Origin of the sequence: Chitinimonas arctica, from assembly GCF_007431345.1 — a bacterium.
GTDB classification, from domain to species: domain Bacteria; phylum Pseudomonadota; class Gammaproteobacteria; order Burkholderiales; family Chitinimonadaceae; genus Chitinimonas; species Chitinimonas arctica.
On the sequence record NZ_CP041730.1, the window covers coordinates 3,245,230 to 3,265,013 of the forward strand.

The 19,784-nt window shown below is 63.9% G+C and carries 17 protein-coding genes and 1 tRNA gene; 6 read left to right on the forward strand and 12 right to left on the reverse strand.

All coding sequences use genetic code 11. From position 1 onward, the window contains the following. The first annotated feature begins 27 nt into the window (after window positions 1-27). Window positions 28-1,053, forward strand: a complete 1,026-nt coding sequence (locus FNU76_RS14635; protein WP_144278886.1) for a CDP-6-deoxy-delta-3,4-glucoseen reductase — start codon at window positions 28-30, stop codon at window positions 1,051-1,053. A 25-nt stretch (window positions 1,054-1,078) separates the two neighbouring features. Next, a tRNA-Thr gene (locus tag FNU76_RS14640) sits at window positions 1,079-1,154 on the forward strand. A 238-nt stretch (window positions 1,155-1,392) separates the two neighbouring features. Here FNU76_RS14640 and FNU76_RS14645 read toward each other — a convergent pair. Continuing rightward, window positions 1,393-1,773, reverse strand: a complete 381-nt coding sequence (locus FNU76_RS14645) for a type II toxin-antitoxin system VapC family toxin (RefSeq protein ID WP_144278887.1) — start codon at window positions 1,771-1,773, stop codon at window positions 1,393-1,395. A gap of 2 nt (window positions 1,774-1,775) precedes the next feature. Beyond that, on the reverse strand, window positions 1,776-1,973 hold the full coding sequence (locus tag FNU76_RS14650) for a type II toxin-antitoxin system VapB family antitoxin (RefSeq protein ID WP_144278888.1): 198 nt from the start codon (window positions 1,971-1,973) through the stop codon (window positions 1,776-1,778). Window positions 1,974-2,128: 155 nt separating this feature from the next. Here FNU76_RS14650 and FNU76_RS14655 point away from each other — a divergent pair, with 155 nt between their 5' ends. Then, a complete protein-coding gene (locus FNU76_RS14655) occupies window positions 2,129-3,016 on the forward strand; it encodes a hypothetical protein (RefSeq protein WP_144278889.1) in 888 nt (295 codons plus the stop codon). Window positions 3,017-3,066: 50 nt separating this feature from the next. Here the strand turns inward: FNU76_RS14655 and FNU76_RS14660 are convergent, their stop codons facing one another. Then, a complete protein-coding gene (locus FNU76_RS14660) occupies window positions 3,067-3,468 on the reverse strand; it encodes a DUF2845 domain-containing protein (RefSeq protein ID WP_144278890.1) in 402 nt (133 codons plus the stop codon). A gap of 173 nt (window positions 3,469-3,641) precedes the next feature. Here FNU76_RS14660 and FNU76_RS14665 point away from each other — a divergent pair, with 173 nt between their 5' ends. Continuing rightward, the gene (locus FNU76_RS14665; RefSeq protein ID WP_179958123.1) at window positions 3,642-4,190 is read left to right on the forward strand and encodes a GNAT family N-acetyltransferase; all 549 of its coding nucleotides are present in this window, start codon (window positions 3,642-3,644) and stop codon (window positions 4,188-4,190) included. A 45-nt stretch (window positions 4,191-4,235) separates the two neighbouring features. Here FNU76_RS14665 and tssH read toward each other — a convergent pair whose 3' ends face one another. Next, window positions 4,236-6,914: a type VI secretion system ATPase TssH gene (tssH, locus tag FNU76_RS14670; RefSeq protein WP_144278892.1), complete on the reverse strand. Its 2,679-nt coding sequence runs from the start codon at window positions 6,912-6,914 to the stop codon at window positions 4,236-4,238. A gap of 288 nt (window positions 6,915-7,202) precedes the next feature. Here tssH and FNU76_RS14675 point away from each other — a divergent pair, with 288 nt between their 5' ends. Together FNU76_RS14675 and FNU76_RS24130 are read left to right on the forward strand one after the other, a co-directional pair. After that, entirely contained in the window at window positions 7,203-8,330 is a 1,128-nt protein-coding gene (locus FNU76_RS14675) for an FHA domain-containing protein (protein WP_144278893.1), read from the forward strand. Continuing rightward, the gene (locus FNU76_RS24130) at window positions 8,309-8,482 is read left to right on the forward strand and encodes a hypothetical protein (protein ID WP_179958124.1); all 174 of its coding nucleotides are present in this window, start codon (window positions 8,309-8,311) and stop codon (window positions 8,480-8,482) included. The genes FNU76_RS14675 and FNU76_RS24130 overlap by 22 nt, the downstream gene beginning before the upstream one ends. Window positions 8,483-8,703: 221 nt before the next feature. Here the strand turns inward: FNU76_RS24130 and tssG are convergent, their stop codons facing one another. From tssG to tssJ, 8 genes are all read right to left on the reverse strand, one after another. Next, entirely contained in the window at window positions 8,704-9,678 is a 975-nt protein-coding gene (gene tssG, locus FNU76_RS14680) for a type VI secretion system baseplate subunit TssG (protein ID WP_144278894.1), read from the reverse strand. Beyond that, the gene (gene tssF, locus FNU76_RS14685; RefSeq protein ID WP_223879027.1) at window positions 9,675-11,555 is read right to left on the reverse strand and encodes a type VI secretion system baseplate subunit TssF; all 1,881 of its coding nucleotides are present in this window, start codon (window positions 11,553-11,555) and stop codon (window positions 9,675-9,677) included. The genes tssG and tssF overlap by 4 nt, the downstream gene beginning before the upstream one ends. A gap of 3 nt (window positions 11,556-11,558) precedes the next feature. After that, complete coding sequence (tssE, locus tag FNU76_RS14690) at window positions 11,559-12,050, reverse strand: type VI secretion system baseplate subunit TssE (RefSeq protein ID WP_144278895.1); 492 nt, start codon at window positions 12,048-12,050, stop codon at window positions 11,559-11,561. 67 nt (window positions 12,051-12,117) lie between these two features. Beyond that, complete coding sequence (tagF, locus tag FNU76_RS14695) at window positions 12,118-12,858, reverse strand: type VI secretion system-associated protein TagF (protein ID WP_144278896.1); 741 nt, start codon at window positions 12,856-12,858, stop codon at window positions 12,118-12,120. Window positions 12,859-12,865: 7 nt separating this feature from the next. After that, window positions 12,866-16,462: a type VI secretion system membrane subunit TssM gene (gene tssM / locus FNU76_RS14700; protein ID WP_144278897.1), complete on the reverse strand. Its 3,597-nt coding sequence runs from the start codon at window positions 16,460-16,462 to the stop codon at window positions 12,866-12,868. Window positions 16,463-16,479: 17 nt separating this feature from the next. After that, entirely contained in the window at window positions 16,480-17,742 is a 1,263-nt protein-coding gene (locus FNU76_RS14705) for a DotU family type VI secretion system protein (RefSeq protein WP_144278898.1), read from the reverse strand. 41 nt (window positions 17,743-17,783) lie between these two features. Further along, window positions 17,784-19,106: a type VI secretion system baseplate subunit TssK gene (tssK, locus tag FNU76_RS14710; protein ID WP_223879028.1), complete on the reverse strand. Its 1,323-nt coding sequence runs from the start codon at window positions 19,104-19,106 to the stop codon at window positions 17,784-17,786. 48 nt (window positions 19,107-19,154) lie between these two features. Next, on the reverse strand, window positions 19,155-19,772 hold the full coding sequence (gene tssJ / locus FNU76_RS14715; RefSeq protein ID WP_144278899.1) for a type VI secretion system lipoprotein TssJ: 618 nt from the start codon (window positions 19,770-19,772) through the stop codon (window positions 19,155-19,157). Window positions 19,773-19,784 lie beyond the last annotated feature (12 nt).

Consider the following 19,784-nt stretch of genomic DNA (forward strand, 5'->3'; position numbering starts at 1 on the left):
CGCCTCATGCATTTGCAGGAATCACCGATGTCCAGCCAGCTCATTATCGAACCGAGCAAACAACAGCTTCTCGTCGAAGAAGGCGAAACCATACTGGACGCCGCCATGCGCGCCGGTTTCAATATGCCCTACGGCTGCCGCAACGGTGCTTGCGGTGCCTGCAAGGGCCGGGTATTGGCGGGGGAGGTCAGCCATCGCGAGCATTCCGGCTCGGTCCTCAACAAGACGGAAGAAGCCCAGGGCCTGGCCCTGTTCTGCTGCGCCGAGCCGCAAGGCGACGTGGTGATCGAGTGCCGCGAAATCCAGGCCACCAAGGATATCCAGATCCGCACCCTGCCGTGCCGGGTCGAAAAGATCGACCGGGTCTCCAACGACGTGGCGGTCCTGGCGCTCAAGTTGCCCACCAAGGAACGGCTGCAATTCCTGGCCGGCCAGTACATCGATATCCACACCAAGGACGGCAAGAAGCGCAGCTTTTCCCTGGCCAATCCACCGCATAGTGAAGAGTATCTGCAGCTGCACGTGCGGCTGGTGCCGGGCGGCGAATTCTCGGAGTATGTGCACAACTCCATGCGCGAGCGCGAGATCCTGCGCTTCACCGGCCCGCTGGGATCGTTCTTCCTGCGCGAAGAATCGGACAAGCCCATCATCTTCCTGGCCAGCGGTACCGGTTTCGCGCCGATCAAGAGCATCGTCGAGCATGCGATACGCAAGGGCGTACAGCGTGAAATGATTCTCTACTGGGGCGCCCGTACCCTGGACGATCTCTATATGCCCGAACTGCCCAGCCAATGGCAGGCCGAGTATCCCAACTTCACCTTTATCCCGGTGCTGTCCGAAGCACGGCCGGAGGATGCCTGGCATGGTCGTAGCGGCTTTGTCCACGAAGCGGTGCTGCATGATTTCGCCGATCTCTCGGGCTACCAGGTCTACGCCTGTGGCGCGCCGATGATGGTGGAAGCCGCCCACGGCAGCTTTACCGGCCGCGGCCTGCCTTCCGACGAGTTCTTCTCGGATGCGTTTTTTCTTGCCAAGGACCTAGGCAAAAACTGACATCTGGGTATAATGCGGACCCTGTGCCGACATAGCTCAGTTGGTAGAGCAACTGCCTTGTAATCAGTAGGTCACCAGTTCGATTCCGGTTGTCGGCACCACGTATTCGTCCATGCTTGTAGGTGGACAGCAAAAACCCGCAAGGCTGAAAAGCTCTGCGGGTTTTTTCGTTCTGGGCGGGCCTGGCCGTTGCCCTTACTAGCCAGCAATAGGTTGGCCTGCCGAGAAGCGTTTCATACAGTTGGGTATGTCCACGACGGTGCTTACACCTGAAATCCGCCTGGGTTAGCGTTAACTCGGCTCACGGGTTCCGCAAAAAACCTCTCCCCGTCGCCGCTCTCAATGCAAGGTGGGGCGGTGCATTACACCAAAGCGCTCTGCCAACGCCTTTAGCCGCTTATCCAGCGTCCACAACTTTACCCCAGGCGTCATTAAAGTGGATGCAAGCAACATCATGTCTACCAGGCCACATCCCAACCCGAAAAGGCGTTCGCGTTCGATAAAGTCCACAACTTCTCGGATACTGGCCAGGTGGGTCTGCTGTAGCCCAGCGAGGTCCGACACAACTTGAGTCCGATTGGGGGGTGTTCCACAGGCGACCTCGCCAACAATCAACGGATGCGCCATCACCAAGTCAAGCTCAAGCAAGTTGGCCAATATATCGTTGCGTAACCGAAAATGATCAACCCACACCGAGGTATCAACGAGGACGCCTCTCATCGTCAGGCATCCTCACGACGGCGAGGAATCTCCTGCATGTCTGGCATGGTTGCGCCAAGGGCGGCAAGACGCTTGGCTGCTTGAACTCGCACAAATGTCTTGATGGCCTCGCGGAACAGATCTGCCTTATCCATCGTCGGATCGGCAACTTCCAGGGCCCTTTCATATAGCGCATCGTCAATAGTGACAGTCGTTCTCATTGCCATCTTTCTGCATCATTTATGATGACATTCTGAATCATTTTTGGTGATTTTGCAAGAGAAGGGCGCAACGCCATCGGGGGCTTTCTGCGGGACGCAAGTGCACGTTTCAGCTTCTATATTGAAGGCGATTCAATATCGCGCCCGGAGCCGCCATGAAACGCAAGACGTCCGCCCCGTCGGTCAGCAAGGCCAACACCTCCAAGAAGCCAAGACTCGCCACACCCGCCACGACGCTAAGCGACATGATAGGCGCGCGTGGCAGAAAGTCGGTTGAGCTGAGCGCTTTCAAGCCTGAGGTGAAAGTGGTCAAGAACGACTCATGGCAATCGCTCGCGCAAAACGTCATCGATAGTCGCGGGGCGGTTTATCGTCATCAATACCGGCTAGCCAATGACATGTCCCAGAAAGAGGACGTGACCCTGGCTTATAAGCATGGAGATTTTCCTATCAAAGTGAAGGAACCGGCGCCCGGCGAGTTTGAAATTCCGAAAAATAATATTTCCACAGGCCTGATCGATACGAAGGCGAGGTCGTATCCGGATATGATGGGTACCTTCACAAAGGGGCGCAAGGGTGCCACCGATGCGATGCGCGTATTGCGTGGGACCCATTTGACCAAGGGTCTGATCGGTTCGTCAGCCGAGAAACGGAAGGCGGCGGTCGAATTGGCCGGCGAGATTGGGGTGTCCGAATATGCGCGCGGCAGTACGGTGGCCCTGACCGGTGCGTCGACCGCTTTGTATATGCTCAAACATGACGCAATCGACACGGACCAGTTCTCCGATCCGGACGTCGGCTATTTTGGTGCCGGGAAGGGCGGTGCGAAAAGAATACGTGGCTTTAACAATGCCGTTGAGGTGTTCGATCACTACGATAAATCGCTCAAGAAAATCTATAACTCGCATGCTTCCAAGAAAAACGTCCGACCATGGGAGTCTGGACTGGATTTGTCCGGCCAGAATGCGGCGCAGCGGAAACTCACCACATACAACGCCTGGAAGGCCCATAAGTTCGCTAAATGGACGGGGCGCGAAGAATAGAAGCGACCGGGTATGGAATGCATTGTTCAATCAGGACCGGAACGCAGACACTATTTGACCCGGTCCCCATACTTGATCGACCGCAGTTCCCCGCGCTCGAAACGCAATATGGTCAGGAACTGGCCCGGGCCGGGGTTGTAGGTCCACTCATCGACTTGTTCGCATGGCAGCACATTCACGGTGGTGGAACCTGGTGCGTTGCCCGTGTTGCTCACGACCTGGCTGGCTTTGCAGTACGTATCCTTGTAGACGGGTTCGCCGCATTTTTGCAGCACCGAAGCCTTGCCGTCGCCGATCTCGGCGAGATCGCCTTTGCAGCGCAGGTATTCCGCGTGGGCCGGTAAGGCAAACGCGGCGAATACGAGCGCGATCATGCCTGCCAGCTTATTCCTTGAGCGCATCGAAACCTCCTGAAGCCAGTACATCTGTGCATTGCCGATATTTTGCGCCAAGACCGACTTACCGTATATCGGATAAGCAAAATTAGACTTTACTTATTTTGCGTGGGCGAGATAATACAGCCTTCCTCCTCCTCTGGCCGCCCTTCGGGGTGGCCGTTTTTTTCTTTCTTCTATACGCGCCATTCATGGGATATTCGCCCCTCAATCAAGGAAGGGAGCGATGCATGGATCGTCCAAGGGCGGAAGCCGTCAACGTGGCTTTCGCAAGCAAGCGTCTCATCCTGGAACCGATCGGTGCGCACCACGCGCCCCTGATGTTCAGCGCGATGCAGGACCCCGCTATCTATCAATGGATATCCTCCGAGCCACCCGAGACGGAGGCGGAGCAGGCGGCGGGCTGGGGCAGGCTCGTTGAGCGCCTGCGCAACGCGAAAGATGAGCGCTGCTTCGTCTGGGCTGCCCAGCGTGTGAGCGATGGCGCTTGGCTGGGGACCTTGGATGTGGTCGCTAAGGGCGAGATCGCCAGCAATGTCGGCTATGTCTTCTTTCCGCCGTTCTGGGGGCAGGGCTATGCCAGCGAGGCGGTAGCGGCCTTGTCCGACCACCTGGCGCGCCAAGGCATCGTCGAACAACGGGCGGCGGTGACGGTGGGCAATATCGCTTCCACCCGTGTGCTGGAACGGGCCGGTTTCCTGGCGGGCCGGGTGATGGTCGGCAACGACACGATCCGAGGCTGTGCCGTGGACGATATCGAGTATATCCGGCGCGACTGAAGGGTCGGAAAGGGGGCGGCGTGCCCCCTTCCGTCTATACCCTTATCAGCTGAACTGGTAGGCCAGCTCGCCATGCTCGACCGATAGTACGGCCTGGCTAAGCGGGGTCTCCTCGCCCATGCGTTGCAGGATTTCCTGGCTGCAGCGCGGCAGCACGGTGCGGCCGAGGATGGCATCTATCATGCGTCCGCCGGATTCCACTTCGCTGCAGCGATCGGCTACCAGTTGCACCACGGTATCGTCGTAGCTCAGCTGTACCGCGTGGTTGGCCGACAGGCGATCGGCGATGCGCTTGAGGCGCATGCGGATCAGGTTGGACATGACCTTGTCCGACAAGGGGTAGTAGGGCACCACCGTCATGCGGCCCAACAGGGCAGCCGGGAAGGCGGCCAGCAATTCGGCGCGCAGCGACTGGGCCAGGCCTTCCGGTTCGGGCATCAGGTCCGGGTCCTGGCATAGCTTCATGCTCAGTTCGCTGCCGACATTGGAGGTCAGCAGGATGACGGTGTTGCGGAAGTCGATATAGCGGCCTTCACCGTCTTCCATCCAGCCCTTGTCGAACACCTGGAAGAACATCTCATGCACGTCCGGGTGGGCTTTTTCGATCTCGTCCAGCAAGACCACGCTATAGGGACGGCGGCGAACCGCCTCGGTCAGTACGCCGCCTTCGCCGTAGCCGACGTAGCCGGGCGGGGCGCCCTTCAGGGTGGAGACGGTATGCGATTCCTGGAACTCGCTCATATTGATGGAGATCAGGTTCTGTTCGCCGCCATAGAGGGTCTCGGCCAGGGCCAGCGCGGTTTCGGTCTTGCCCACGCCGGAGGGGCCGACCAGCATAAAGACGCCGATAGGCTTGGCCGGATCGTCCAGCCGTGCCCGTGAAACCTGGATGCGGCGGGCAATGGCCTGCAGGGCGTGATTCTGGCCGACTACCCGCTGTTCCAGCGTGGTGGCCAATTGCAGTACCGCCTTGATCTCGTTGCGGACCATGCGCCCGACCGGAATGCCGGTCCAGTCGGCGACCACGGCGGCAACCGCCTGCTCGTCCACCGAGGGCAGCACCAGCGGCGATTCGCCCTGCAACTGCGCCAGTTCGGCCTGGGCGGCCTTTAGTTCGGCCAGTTGTTCTTGGCGCGACTCGTCGGTCGGCGCCTCGCCCTCGCCTTCGGCATCCGGGTTCAGTGCCTGCTCGCGCAGGCTGCTGCGCAAGGCCAGCACCCGCTCGGCCATTTCACGCTCGGTCTGCCAGCGCTGGTTCAATTCTTCCTGTTGCGCATGCAGGGCCAGCAGCCGCTCGGCGATCTCGCCGAGGCGGACCTGCCGGTCGAGGCCGATGGCGGCTTCGCCGTCCAGGATGCCTTTTTCGATATCGAGCGCGGCAATTTCGCGCGTGCAGTTTTCCAGTGCGGCCGGCGTGGCGTGCTGGCTGACCGCCACGCGGGCGCAGGCGGTATCGAGCAGGCTGACCGATTTATCCGGCAACTGGCGGGCCGGGATATAGCGATGCGACAGGCGTACCGAGGCTTCGACCGCTTCGTCCAGTACCTGGACATGGTGGTGGCGCTCCAGCTGGCTGACGATGCCGCGCATCATGATCAGCGCGGCATCTTCGTCCGGCTCGTGGATCTGTACCACCTGGAAGCGGCGGGTGAGGGCCGGGTCCTTTTCGATATGGCGCTTGTATTCGCTCCAGGTGGTGGCGGCGATGGTGCGCAGCTCGCCGCGGGCCAGGGCGGGCTTGAGCAGATTGGCGGCATCGCCGGTACCGGCCGCGCCGCCGGCGCCGATCAGGGTGTGTGCTTCATCGATGAACAGCACGATAGGGCGCTCGGAACCGCGTACTTCTTCGATGACCTGCTTGAGCCGATTCTCGAACTCGCCCTTCATGCTGGCGCCGGCCTGCATCATGCCGATATCCAGGGTCAGGATGCTGACGTTCTGCAGCAGCGGCGGCACATCGCCCTGGGCGATACGCAAGGCCAGGCCTTCGACCACGGCCGTCTTGCCGACGCCGGCTTCACCGGTCAGCAGGGGATTGTTCTGGCGGCGACGCATCAGGATATCGATCATCTGCCGGATCTCGGTGTCGCGGCCGCTGACCGGGTCCAGGGCGCCGCTGCGGGCCCGTTCGGTCAGATCCACGGCATAGCGCTTCAAGGCATCCTGCTTGCCCAGCGCGGCGGGCGCCAGGGCGCCGCTGGCTTCGCCGGGTGCCGCGCCGGTCATGCCGTCGGCGGTGCGCTGCGCCTGTTCGGGCGAACTGGCGACAATCCGCGGCAACTCATCGGCCAGGCGGTCGTCTGCGATCTTGCGGAATTCGCCGCTCATGGCAAACAGCTTGCTCTTGAGGGTAGGGGTGCGCAACAAGGCCAGCAACAGGCAGCCGCCACGCACACGTCCTTCGCCGTATTTGAGCGTGGCGTAGATCCAGGCGCGTTCCGTCGACAGTTCCAGGTCGGGGGAAAGGTCCACCGCGTCGGCGTGGGTGGGCAGGCGTTCCAGGTTGGCGGTCAGATCCGCCGCCAGACGCGCCGCATCCAGGTTGAAATGGCGGGCGATATGGTGCAGATCGGTATCTTGCGCCAGCAGTATCTGGGTGAACCAGTGGGCCAGGCCTACTTCTGGGTGGCCGCGCAGCTTTGCCAGCACCGTGGCGCCTTCCAGCGCCTTGTAGAGAATGGGATCGAGTTTGCCGAACAAAGCGGCGCGGCTGATTTCGGACATGATGTCGGTCTGCTATGGATAGGATTGAGTAAAGGCGTGCAGCCGATTCATCCGGCGGGGACCAAGCCTCGGCGGACGATCGATGCGGCACGCGGCCTGGCGCAGCCTGGTCGATAGCGGGTAGCGCAAAGTGGGGAAGCGTCGTTCCGCCCCTGTGGCGGCGCCGTCGGCTGGTCCATGGCTTCCCGGACGGCGAATTTGAAACGTAATGACAGACAGATAGCGATAAAATTGGGGTAATGCGTTTTTACAAGAAATCCTTCCGACAATCGAACCATCCGGATCGCAATGATGAAACTGACTCTGCTTACCCCTGAAGGCCAACCGGGCGCGGCCGCCTACTTCGACGAGGAAGGCGGCACCCTGGGGCGTGCGCCGGCCAACACCCTGGTCTTGGCCGGCGATGCCAATATCTCGCAGGTCCATTTGGCAATCGAGTCGGTCAACGGCAATTGGGTGCTGAAGGATCTGGGCGATCTGCTGCCGGTTTTCCATAATGGCCGTCCCCTCGGCTACGGCGTGCGGGCCGACCTGGCCGACGGGGATCAACTGCGTATCGGCAACTTCGAGTTGAAGACCGAATTGCATGCGCTCAGGCCTGCGCGGAGCGAACCTATCCCGGCTCCGCCGCAAGCGGTCAGCCAGCCGCCGCTGTTTCCCCCGGCCGTCCCACTCGGCGACAGGCCGCAAGCATCGCAGCCCATTCGGCTCGATGACGATCCCTTCTCTTTCGGCGACCTTCCTGGCCCTGCCAGCAAGCCGGTCGTCGCGCCCGTGGCGCAAGCCGTGGAAATTCCGCCTCCGCCACCGGCCGCTTCCGTGGTGGACCCCTTCGATTTCGCCGATTTGGCGCCGGTTGCCGCGCGACCCGCGCAGGCCGTGCCGGTGTCCACCGACCCTTTCGCCGACTTCGCCAAGCCGGTGCCGAACGTGCCGGCCCAGCCGCCCGCCGCGCAGAGCCAACACGCCACCGACCCTTTCAATTTCGCCGATCTGGCGCCCGTCCGGCAGGATACCGCCGCGCCTTTGCGCGAAGCGCTGCAGCGCACCCATCACGATCCCTTCCAGCCGAGTGCTGCCGATCCGTTCGAAAGCTTGCAGGCCGGTAATCGCAACAGCGCCACGCCGGCAGCGCATAACGATGGCGGCGGCAGCCTGGGCAGCCTGCTCGGCGGCGGCACCAGTACCGCTTCGCTTCACCCGGTCGGCCAGGCCGATAGCCTCGATAGCCTGTTCGGCTTGCAGGCCGGCAGCGGTGCCGATCCATTGGCGCCGGGCGGTATCTTCGATCGTCCGGTCGTGCCGCAAGCCGATATGATGGGTTTGGCACCCCCGCCGGTCTCGGCGCCTTCCACCTGGGGCGATCACGCGCCGCGCTCAACAGCAGTATGTCGATGTCCATGTCCGGCGGGCTGAGCAGCCAGCCGGCCGCGGTTTCTCCGCCGGTCGAAATCGCTGCGCCCGTGGCCCAGCCGGTAATCCAGTCCGAGGAGGAGCCCGCCGTGCCGATCAAGCCCGTCCCCAAGGAAGACTCGCTGGACGATCTGTTCGGCCTCGGCAAACCGTAGGGGCGCATCGAAGTATTACGCGTACTCACACCGCAGCTCACCACCCGGCAGAGCCGTGTGTTCACGGTCCGTGGCAATTGAACCGTCCCTCGCTTGATTTAGCCCGACTCCCCCGCCCTCGCCGCCGCGAGGGAGCCTCGCTGACGCTCGTGGGTGCAGGAAATCAGAATGTCTTATAGAGGCCAGCCGTGCCAGGCCGATTGCCGGGGGCGAGTGGCGTTTCATGCCTTCTGCCACCCGGTCACGGCTTCGACCGGCTCGCGCCGGCTCAACCAGGCATCGCGGCCAAGTTGCAGGCTACCGTTTAGCTGCGGCTTGGGCAGGGTGTGCGGCTTGACCAGCAGATGCAGATGCCATTCATAGGCCAATCCGAGGTAATTCCTGATCCAGTCGCGCAATTTGGGTAGCGAACCGCCATCCGGCAAAAAGCGCTGGTACTGTTCGAAATCCATGGGGCCGAGGGTCAGGCCAAAGCAGTACTGGCGGTCCGGCACCCGTGCGCCCAGCACGCTGCCGACACCCAGTTGGGCGGCGGCGTCGCTGCCACCCAGGCTGGTCTGCTCCGAGGGCGGCAGGGTCAGCCAATGCAGGGCAAACGGCTCAATCTGTACCGGTACCTGGAAATAATCCTGCAGGATATGGCGCAGGCTATCCATATCGCGGCAGTTGCGCGCCAAGAGGCCGGTAAAGTGCAGTTTGGCTTCGTCTTCCACCAGGTCGCGGTCGCGCAGTCCGGCTTGGCCGTAGCCGCTCATCGCGCCCAGATAGCCGGCAAAGCGATCTTCCTGCGGCCGGTCGTAGCCGACGGCAGGCTGTACTTCCGCCCAGGCGCGGTAGAACAGCGCCAGCATGCGGTGATGGAAGATGTCGGCGAAGTTGGCCCAGGTGGGGTCGCGGTAGTTGTGCAGCCGGTCCCAGACATATTCGGTCATGGGCAGGGGCAGGGCGCCATTCGGACCGAACAGGCCCAGCGAGCGCACCTGGACCTTGGGGACCGCGCCACCCAGCTCGACATTGTCCAGTTCGCTTGGGGCAAAGCTCAGCGATGGGGCCTGGCCCAGCCTGACCGCTTCTTCCTGTGGGCGTGCTGCCCGGCCCAGGCGTGGCCGTTGCGGCTGGCTGGCTTCGATTCGCCGCAGCAAGTCGAATAAGCCTACGCCTTGCGGCCGTTCCGCGATCCGGTACCAGAAGTTCATAGCAGCGGCTTGCTGCCGGCGCGGGCCGGCCAACGCTTCAACTCGCCACGGCTGCTCGACAGCAGCACCGTTTCGGTAAAGGCATTGAGGGTGGCATGGCGGGCCAGGAAACGTTCCAGCACCAGGCCCAGCAGGAAGGGGCTGGCGCCGGCGAAGGCCGCTTCATTCACGGTCAAGGAGATTTCCACGCCGCGACCGAAGATAAGCGGGCCGGGACCAGGCAGCCGGCGGGTGATGGGGCTGGCCGACACCTGTTCCAGGCTTTCCACCTGGCGCATATTGGCGATATCGCCCCGTTCCGCGTACAGCGTCAGCATATCGCGCAAGGCGCGGGCAGCGGCCTTGCCGTCCAGATCGGTCAGCGACAAATAGTTGAGCGATAGATGGCTGATCAAGCGCCAGGCGACATCGCCTTCCACCACGGCCGGCACCGGCCGGCTGGGGCCGCGCAGGCAGCGGATGGCTTCCACCGGGGCGGATTCCAGCAAGGCAAAGTCGCTGTCGCCGCCGACGGGCATCAGCAGGGGCAGATCACGGTTGCTGACCAGGACCTCGCCCCCCAACTGCACGATGCGTTCCGAGAAGGGCGCCTGGTCGGCATCGACCAGGCTGACGAACAGTTCGCTGCCCAGATAGGTCGAGCGCCCGCCGACCCGGCGTTGCCGGTTCGAGGCGAGGCGGGGTTCCCGCCGGGTGGTAAAGAAGGCGCGGCTGTGGGCGCGATCCTGGTCATAGCTGGCATAAAACGGCAGGAAGCGGGTTTCCTCCTGCTGGTCGGGCCCGTAGCCTTCCAGGCTGTGCACCCGCAGGACTTCGAAATCGGTAGGGCGGCGCTTATCCACCACGGCGTGGTATTCGCTCTGCATCGTATCGACCTGGATACGGTCCAGCCGCTTGGTAAAGGCATTGATCACGGGCGTGCAAAACAGCGCGAAGCATTGTTCGTCCACCAGCTTGGACAAGCCGTCGTCGGCGCGGCCGAACAGCAGGGCGATTTCCAGGGTGTCGCCCGCGATGCGGTTGATGGCTTGGCGCAAGCCGGTCAGCCGGAAGAACAGGTAGCGCTGCGGGAAGGCGAAATATTCGTGCAGCAGCCGGTAACCGTCGAAGGTCCGGTTCTGATACGGCAGCAAGGCTTCTTCTTCGTCGAAGCCCATCGGCAGGATGCTGTTGCCGTTCAGGATGCTGCAATCGGCCGGGCGGGCCGGGTCGTAGATGGCCACGGCGGTGGCGGTGCCCAGGATCAATTCGGCCAGCCGGCTGGCGATATCTTCCGCACCGGCCAGGAAGACCGGCAGGTCATCCATGGCCAACTTGCTGAAACTCTGGCCGCTGCGGGCCTTGAGCTTGATGCGCAATACGCCTTTGGGCTGGGTGCCGCCAGGCAGCCGGCCGACCAGCGGCAAATCGGCGGCGTGGGTCTGGTACTGGGCCGACACCAGGTCGATCGGCCAGAGCTGCAGGGTGTGCGCGGTACTGAATTCGCAGGCGGTCTGCTCGCCTGCCGGCAAGCGCCCGCGCAAGCGCGCGCCGCGCGGGATGGTGTAGCCATTGGTCAGGCTGTTGGCCGCCGGCGAAGGCATGAAGCGGGCGATGGCGATGGACGGGACCGGCATGCCGTAGTGCGGATAGACCATTTCCAGCAGATGGCTGGTAAAGCTGGGGAAGGCGGCTTCCTGCTTGAGCTGCACCCGTGCCGCCAGAAAGGCGAAGCCTTCCAGCAAGCGTTCTACATAGGGGTCTTCCACATCCACGCTGCCCAGCCCCAGCCGCCCGGCGATCTTGGGAAAGGCCTGGGCGAACTCGCCGCCCATTTCACGGACGTGGCGCAGTTCCTGGTTGTACAGCTCAAGAAAACGGGGATCGATGATGGTCATGGTTTAGCTATCCGCGTCCAAGCGGAATTCGCCGCATTCGACATCCAATTGGGTTTTCAGTAAGAGGTCCACCGGGTGCGGGTGGGACCAGAGGCGGCCGCGTATTTCGAAACCGACCTGGTGGTGATGGGTGACGTCGATGGCCTGCAGCAATTGCACGCTGAGCGAGCTCGGGTCGATGCGCGGCTCGAAGCGGATGATGGCGGCGTGGATGGCGCGTTCCATATCGCGCCCGTCCAGCGAGGCGATGGACTGCCCCGACAAGGCCGGCAAACCAAAGTTGAGTACCGAGTCGCGCGCCTGGTCCAGGCCCTCGAACAGGGCCTGGTCGGGCCTGACGGTGTTGAGCAGCCACACCAGATCGCGCAGGACGCCCTGCTTGAGCTGGTTACGCCGGGCACTGCGCGAATCGCTCGCCTCGGACGTCCGGTCGGGCTCGTCATCGGTCAGTCGATCGAGCAGGGAGGGATGAAGGCGATCGGCGGTCGAGCTCATGCGAATGGGTATAGCCCGCGGCGGCGGATTCCGTGCTGATAGGGGTGGAAAAACAAAGCTGGGCGCGTCATGCGCGTGCGGTGCTGACCTCGCCATTGCCGGCCGCGAGGAACTGGGCATAAGCGTAAGGCGGCGGCATGCCGTCGAAGCGTACCAGGCTGATCGGTTCGAAGTCGCGGCTGCCGGTCCACCAGATCGATTTGCCGTCGCTCAGGCGGGCAAACGTGTGGCGGCCCAGGCTATTGAACAGGTCCGCCAGGGCCCGGCCGCCGGTCAGGGTGACATGGCTGGGTTGGCCGCCTTGCATGCGCCAGGCCTCGGCCAATTGCAGCGCAGCGGCATCGAGCTGGGCATCCTCCGGCCGGGCGCGCGGCATGGGGACGCGCGCCAATGCTTCATCCAGCTGCTCCGGGCTGAGGTTGCGCGACAGGGCGGCCAGGGCGATCGTCTCGATCTGGTCGAACCAGCATTGCGACTCGGCCCGGGCGAAACGGGCGGCCCAGGGGGCGGAGATGGCGGCGCACAGGGTGAGCGGGTAATAGCGGCCGACGGCATCGACGCTGGGCATCATCACGCCGGCGTAGGCGGGTTGGCCGCACACGCCCGGCGCCAGCAGAAAGCGCCACACGCGTGCCGTCAGATAGCGGTCCAGCCAGGCCTGGCCGAGCTTTTCCCGGCTGGCCATCAGCGAGGTCCGCAGCCAGCCGTCCCAGGCATCGATAAAGCCGCTATCCAGCCGGCGCGAGGCGAAGTCGGAGAGGGAAGGCAGCTTGCCGTACCAGCCGGCGATGGGAAGATCCTGACTCATGCTTGGCTCACAATTTGGCTGGGCAGGAGAACTGCGTCAGCTCGGCCATGCGGAAGGGATTCTGTACGCTGGAGGCGGTTACCTCGTACTGGATCGACTTGCCGCCAATATCAAAACTGACCCGGAAACGTTCGGGTTGATTGGATGGGGTGATCTGCGCCTTATCCAGCGCACGGAACAGCGCCCAGCCGCCTTCAAAGCTCATGCCGCCGATTTCGGCGCCGCCGGGGCCGGTGAACTGCAGGCGGACCTGATGGCCACCGCGCGGGCCGGGCCAGTTGATGGTGACCGGGACCTGTGGACCATGGTTGTAGCGGATCAGTTGTCCGTCCACGTCCAGGATGGCCTGGATCACGTTGGCGTCCATCTCCACCGGCTTGAAGTCCAGCCGCAGGGCCGGTACGCGGCTGCCGTTCTGGAAGAACACATCGCGGATGGTGGCGGCGCGCTGGAACTGGATCAGCGCGCCCGAGGCGTCGCCCATATTGCCTTCGCCCACCTGGCGGAAGGTCCACGGACGGCGGCTGGTATCGACATACTGGGCCAGATTCTTCTGGAAGAAGTCATCCAGTACCCCGCCGGTGGTGAACAGCCGGCCGAAATCCTCCGGCCGTACTTCCGCCGCGGCATTGCGGTTGAAGGGATAGCGGCCGACCACGGCACGGCTGCAGAACTCGCCGACCGAGGCGCCCAGGTTGGCGGATAGATTCTGCCGGGTCACGCCCAGCGCCTGCGACACGCCCGTGCTGGACAAGGAATCCAGCACGCCATGCAGCGGCTCCGGCATGCGCGCCGCCTCGGCCTTCAAGCGCGTCGGCAGATCGCTCTGCGGCGCCGCCACGCCGCCCTGCACGGCGGTCTCGGTGGCCGTCAGGAAGGTGTAGAACTCGTTCAGCAAGGCGATGGAGGCATCGATCGGCGCCGGGCCGTTCGGCGTGGTCGGCTGCACCATGCGGCGCAGGCCTTCGAAGCGGTCGTCCACCACCCGCTCCATCTTGTAGTCCACGCCCGGACCTTGCTGGGTATTGCTCTGGCCGATCAGCTTGAGCAGGCCGTCCTTCTTCTCGCGCAAGCTATCGGATGCCTTGTCCACGGTGTTCTTCGCGGTTTCGGCGTACTGGGCCAGCGAGGTCTCGCGCACCACCCCGCGTAGCAGGGCCAGCAGCGGCGAATCGGTGGCGGACAGCACGCGGGCCGCCTGTACGCTCTGCGACAGATTGCCGAAATGCACCAGCCGGACGTCCTTGACGAACTGGTCCCAGGTATTGGCGTACTCTTCCAGGTAGATGCGCCGTACTGCGTCACTGACCTTGCTCAGTTCGGCGGCGGGGAGCGGTTTGCCCTGGGCGTCGCTCTGCTGGTTGCCCAGCACCCAGCGTTCTTCCGACACCATGGCCGTGGCCACCGGGGCGATTTCCTTCAGGAAGCCGTGATAGTAGCCGCGCACCGTAAAGAAGCCGGGTACGCCCTTGCTCAGTGATTGGCCGCTGGCACGGGTAAACACCAGCATGGCGGACGGGCCGGCTACCTCGGAAATCTTGAAGTCGGTGGCCACACCGTTGACACCGATGCGCTTGAGCCGGCCATAGACCCGCTCGGGCAGGCTCTTGCGCAGCAGGATATCGCGGGCATCGGCGATCAGCTTTTCGTCCATCGCCACCGGACTGTTGAGGGTCCCGCGCGACAACAAGGCGTCCAGATGCGCTTCCAGCTCGTTGCGCTGGGCGGCGGTGACTTCCCGCGCCAGGTTGGATTCCCAATCGACCATGACCCAGGCCTTGAAGGCTTCGGCATCGAAATGCTTGCTGTCCTTCAGCATGATGTAGGCCTTGAGGGCCTCGTACAGCAGGTCGGTATCGTGCTGGCTTTCGCGCAGCACCCCTTCCAGGCGATAGACGATGCGCGGCAGCAGGGCATCCTGCAGCAGGCGTTCGTAGGCATTCTTGGCGGCGGCGTCCAGCTTGTCGCCCTGGTACAGGCCGAAGCGCAGCGACAGCGGTACGGCGTCGCGCCGTACCCCGCTGGTCTCGGTCACATCGCGTACCGCGTGCAATACCGGAATCAATTCCGCCAGCTTGCCGTCCTGACCCACCACCAGGCCTTCGACCTTGGTGCGGGCGGCCGGCAGTTGCCCACCTACCTGTTCGACATAATGGCTATTGCGGACATAGCTGGTGCCCCAGGCCGCCACGGCCACGCAGGCGGCCACCGCCAGCCCGGCATAACCGCCGCCGGTCAACAGGGCGCGGCGGCGGCGCCAGCTGCGGTTGGTGCCGGCCAGGTGGGCCTCGGCGAAGATCACATCGTTCAGCAGGCGCGAGATAAAGAATCCCCGGCCGGCGCTGCCCTGGCTGCCGCCCGCCGGCCTATCCAGCTGGCCACGGCTGTATTGGCCGAACAGCGGGTCGAGCGGCTGGCCTTCTTGCGTGCCGCTGGTGAAATACACCCCGCGCAGCATGGAAGTGGCCTGGTAGGGCGTAGGCGCGAAGACCAGGTTGAGGAATTCCAGCAAGGGCTCGCGCAAGACGCCGAAACGCTGCGGGAAATGGCAGAGCTGGGTGCGCCGCTGCACATCGCGCTCGCGTTCCAGGCGTTCCACCAGACGGCCGTGCAGGCGCTCGATCAGGCTGTCGAACTCCACCGCCGCCTGTTCGCGCGGAGCAGTGGTCTGGCCGCGCGGCAGGGTCATGCCCCATACCTGGGTGCGTTCTTCGGCGCTCAGTTCATCGAAATACTCGCCGAAGCCGGCGATCAGATCGACCTTGGTGACCAGCACGTAGATCGGGAAGTCGATCTGCAGATCGTCGCGCAATTCATTGATACGGCTGCGCAGGGCCGAGGCCTGCAATTCGATCTCGAAGCTGCTGCTCTGCAGCAGATCGGCGGCGCTGATGGTCAGCATCACGCCGTTGATGGGCTGGCGGGGCCGGTGCTTGGTCAGCAGGCGCAGGAAGCTGCCCCATTCCTTGCTGTCGGCCACCTTGTCGCTGGCCTGGGTGCTATAGCGGCCGGCGGTATCGAGCAGGACGGCACGGTCGGTGAACAGCCAGCTGCAATTACGCGTGCCGCCCACGCCCCGCACGCTTTCGCTGGGGAAGTGCTCGGCCAGCGGGAAACGCAGGCCGGAATTGACCAGGGCGGTGGTCTTGCCGGTGCCCGGGGCGCCGACGATGACATACCAGGGCAGTTGGTACAGATGGGCTTCGCTGTCGAAGCGGCCCAGCAGCTTGCGCCAGCCGCTGGTGTTGCCCTGCTCCTGGGCGCGGGCCTGCCGCAAGATGCCCAGGGCTTCGCTGAACCGTTGTTGCAGTAGCTGGTTTTCTTCGCTGTCCTGGCCGGCGGGAACCTGCTTGCCTTGGGCGACCAGGCCGCTTTCCAGGGCACGGCCGGCACGCCAGCGGCGCCACCAGCCTATGCCCAGGTAGAGCAGATAGGCCAGGATCAATCCACCCAGCAGCGCCAGGCGTGCCCATACCGGCGCGAGCGGGCGCCATTCGGCGATGGCGACCAGGGGGCCGACGAACCAGATGACGCCGGCCAGGCAGAGAAAGCCCAGCGCGACCAGGACCCAACGGTTGAACAGTAAGCGGAACAGTCTTTTCATGATGAGTGCAGTCGGGCCTATTTGCTGACGAACAGCGTGATCTCAACGCGGCGATTGCGCGCACGATTGGCGGGCGTGTCATTGACTACCACCGGCTCGCTATCGGAGCGGCCGTCCACCAGCAGGCGGTTGGCCGGCAGCGACTCGGCCAGCAGGTCGCGGACCGCTTCGGCGCGGGCGCGCGACAGATGCCAGTTGGAGGGGAAGCGCATGGAGCGCAGCGGCTGGTTGTCGGTATGGCCGCTGATCAGGATCTGGCCGTTGACCTTGCCCAGTTCCGCGCTGATGCGCGCCAATACCGGCATATAAGCGCTGGTGACATCGGCGCTGCCCGATTCGAACAGGCCGTCGCCACGAATGGTGATGACGGAGCGGTTCTCGTGGTCGGCCACCGATACCAGTCCCTCGCTGATCTCGCGTTGCAGCAGGCCGGCCAGGCGCGGTACGGCCGCCGGTTTGTCCAGTGCATGGGTGGGTACGCGGGCGCGCAGGCTTTGGATATCGCCGAATACCGGGTCGGAATCGCGGTTCAGGGTCAGCGACAGGCCCATATACACCAGCGTCAGCAGCAAGGCGGTGGCGGACGCGGTCACCCACAGCGGGATACGTAGGCCGCTGCGCTTGAGCACGGCGACTTCTCCCTGCCAATGGGGCGACAGTTCGCGCTCGCCGACCGGGCGCTGTTGCCGCAGCATTTCCACCAGCCGGCGGCGCAATAGCTCCAGTTGGGCGGCCCCGTCGTTCAACACCCGGTAGCGGCCTTCGAAGCCCAGGCACAGGCACAGGTACATCAGTTCCAGCAGGTCGCGGTTGCCGACCGGGTTCTCGCCCAGCTTGGACAGCAATTGGTAGAACTTCTCGCCGCCCCAGGTTTCGTTATGGAACATCACCAGCAGGCTGTGCTTGGCCCAGATGCCGGAGCCGCCCCAGGGCGTTGAAGCGGCCACCTCGTCCAGTAGCGTGCACAGGACATAGCGGCCGGCGATCACATGCTCATGCCGCACGCCGGCGGTGCGCGCCGCGTCTTCGAAGGCGCGGATCCGCTCCGCCAGGTATTCGCGCAGGGCGGCCGGGTTGGCATGCTGCGGCGTCGCGCGCAACTGGCCGGCGAGATACAGCAAGGGGTTGGCGCAGGCCACCAGCGGGTTGACGCCGGTGTTGACCGGTTCCTTGCGCTCATCGTCGAAGCTGTCGGCGATGCTGGCCTGGGAATTGGCCGTGGGTGCCTGGGGCGTATAGCCGCCTGGCGTGGGCTTGAGCAGATTGAAGTCGGCTTCCATGATGCATGTGTCCAGTAAGTACGATAGGGCGGAAGGGGGCTTCAGCGCCGAATGGCCCAGAGCGCCAGTTCCAGACCCGGGAATTCACCGCCCAGGTGCAGGGCGATGCCACCGGAGCGCTCCAGCTGCGCCCAAAGCTCGTGACCGCGATCCAGCTCGAAGTAATGGTAGCCGGCGTGATAAGGCACCTGGCGAGGCGCCACCGGCAGGGACTGCAGGCCGATGCCGGGCAGCTGCAGATTGACCAGGTCGCGGATCTTGTCGATCGGACCGATCTTGATCTGGCTGGGCAGGCGCTGGCGCAATGCTTCGGCCGGCATCTGGCCGCGCGCGGCCAGGACGAAGCTGGCTTCGCGGAACAAGGCCAGGTCGGGGGTAATGGCCACCCGCACGCCGTACTTGCGGTCCTGCAACTCTATCGCCACCGCGCTCTGGTCGATGACCACCGCCAAGGCGCGCCGGAGTTCCGTCATCAAGGGCGCGAAGCTGGCATCGAGCCGGTCGGCGTCGTAGGCGGGGAATTCGGGCGGCAGCCGGTCTTCGCGGGCGAATACCGCCAGGTCGCCGGCCAGCTGCAATCCCAGCTGGTAGAAACCGGCCGGATGCGAGGCCGGCATGGCGACCACTTGCGCCAGAACGGGCGAGTAGCGGTTCAGCGTCTGCAGCAACAGGTATTCGGCCACTTCGGCTACGCTGCCGCGCCCCGGCTGGGCGATGCGGGCGGCCAGGGCGTTGGCGCGCTGCCGCACCAGGCCGAGGATCTCGCGCGGGAAACTTTCCAGGCTCACATGTGCCTGATAGCTTAGTGCCGGCGGCAGGAAATTTTCGTCCAGGGTTAGCTCGCCGTTAGGCAGCCGTTCCCGCACCCGCGCCACCGCGATGCCGCTGAAACCGCCGTGCATATCGCGCGCCAGCATAAGGCGGCAGTTAAGGCGGCCCAGCAGCATGTCGGCCGATTTGCCCGGCGCGGTCACGTCATCCACCTTGCTGGCCAGTGCGACATAGCGGGACATCACCGCCATGGCCGGATCGAGCTGGTGGCTGGCGTGGGTGTCGCTGGGCAGGGGCAGGGCCAGGAAGACCAGTTCGTCGCGCACGTCGGCCGGCACATCCAGCGGCGCGGGCAGCGGATCGTCGCCGCCGCAATCGAAGGGCGTGCCATCGCGGAAGCGGCCGCTGGCCCGTTCCAGGCCAAGCTTGCCCATCACCAGGCGCGCGCCGTCCAGGCGCAACTGTTGGCAGCCCCAGAACCAGTCGTTCATGGTGGCAGCCGCTACCAGCCGCTCCACGTGTCTTTCCTGTTGCTGGAAGTGTTGCGGCTGAAGGAACAGCCCCTCGCTCCAGATGACGCGATTGTGTTTCACGATAGTGGGATTCCGTTGCAAGTTTTACCGGCCAGGGGCCCCGGATGGTTAAGGCAGCGGCAGGCGCTTGAGGCGTTTGGTGACGGCCTGCTGGGCACGCTCCTTGGCGGCCTGCTTCGCCTCTTCCTCGGCGCTGCGTAGCATTTCGTCGCGCTTCTCCGCCAATTTCTCCTGCAGCTTTTCCAGCTCGCGGGTACCGTCGGCAGTGCGGATACTGACCTTGTTGTCTGACAATTCGATGATCAGGGGCAGATCCTTGTCACCCTGGCTGACATCCAGCGTGCCGCGCCATTGCGCGTTTTCCAGATCGCGGAAGGCGGCGATCAGCGCCAGGTAGCGGACCTCGGGCGCCAGCGGACGGGTGATGCGCTGCTTCATGCCAGGCGTCAGGACGATCTCTTCGACCGTGACATAGTCGCTGCCCAATGCCTGGGCCGGCCGCTCATATAAGGAGAAGAAGTCGCTGGTCTGGAAGTTGGCCAGCGATTTCAGATGGAACAGCTTGACGACCACCGGCGAAGCACGGCCGCTGGCGTCGGGATTGACCTTGGGCGAGGCAAAGATCAGTCCGTCCATGGTGACCGGCTTGCTGGCGCAGCCGACGAGCAGCAGTGCGCCCAGAGCGGCGGCGGCCCAGCGTGCCAGCCTTGGAAGAGGGAGTTTCATGACGGTTTTCCT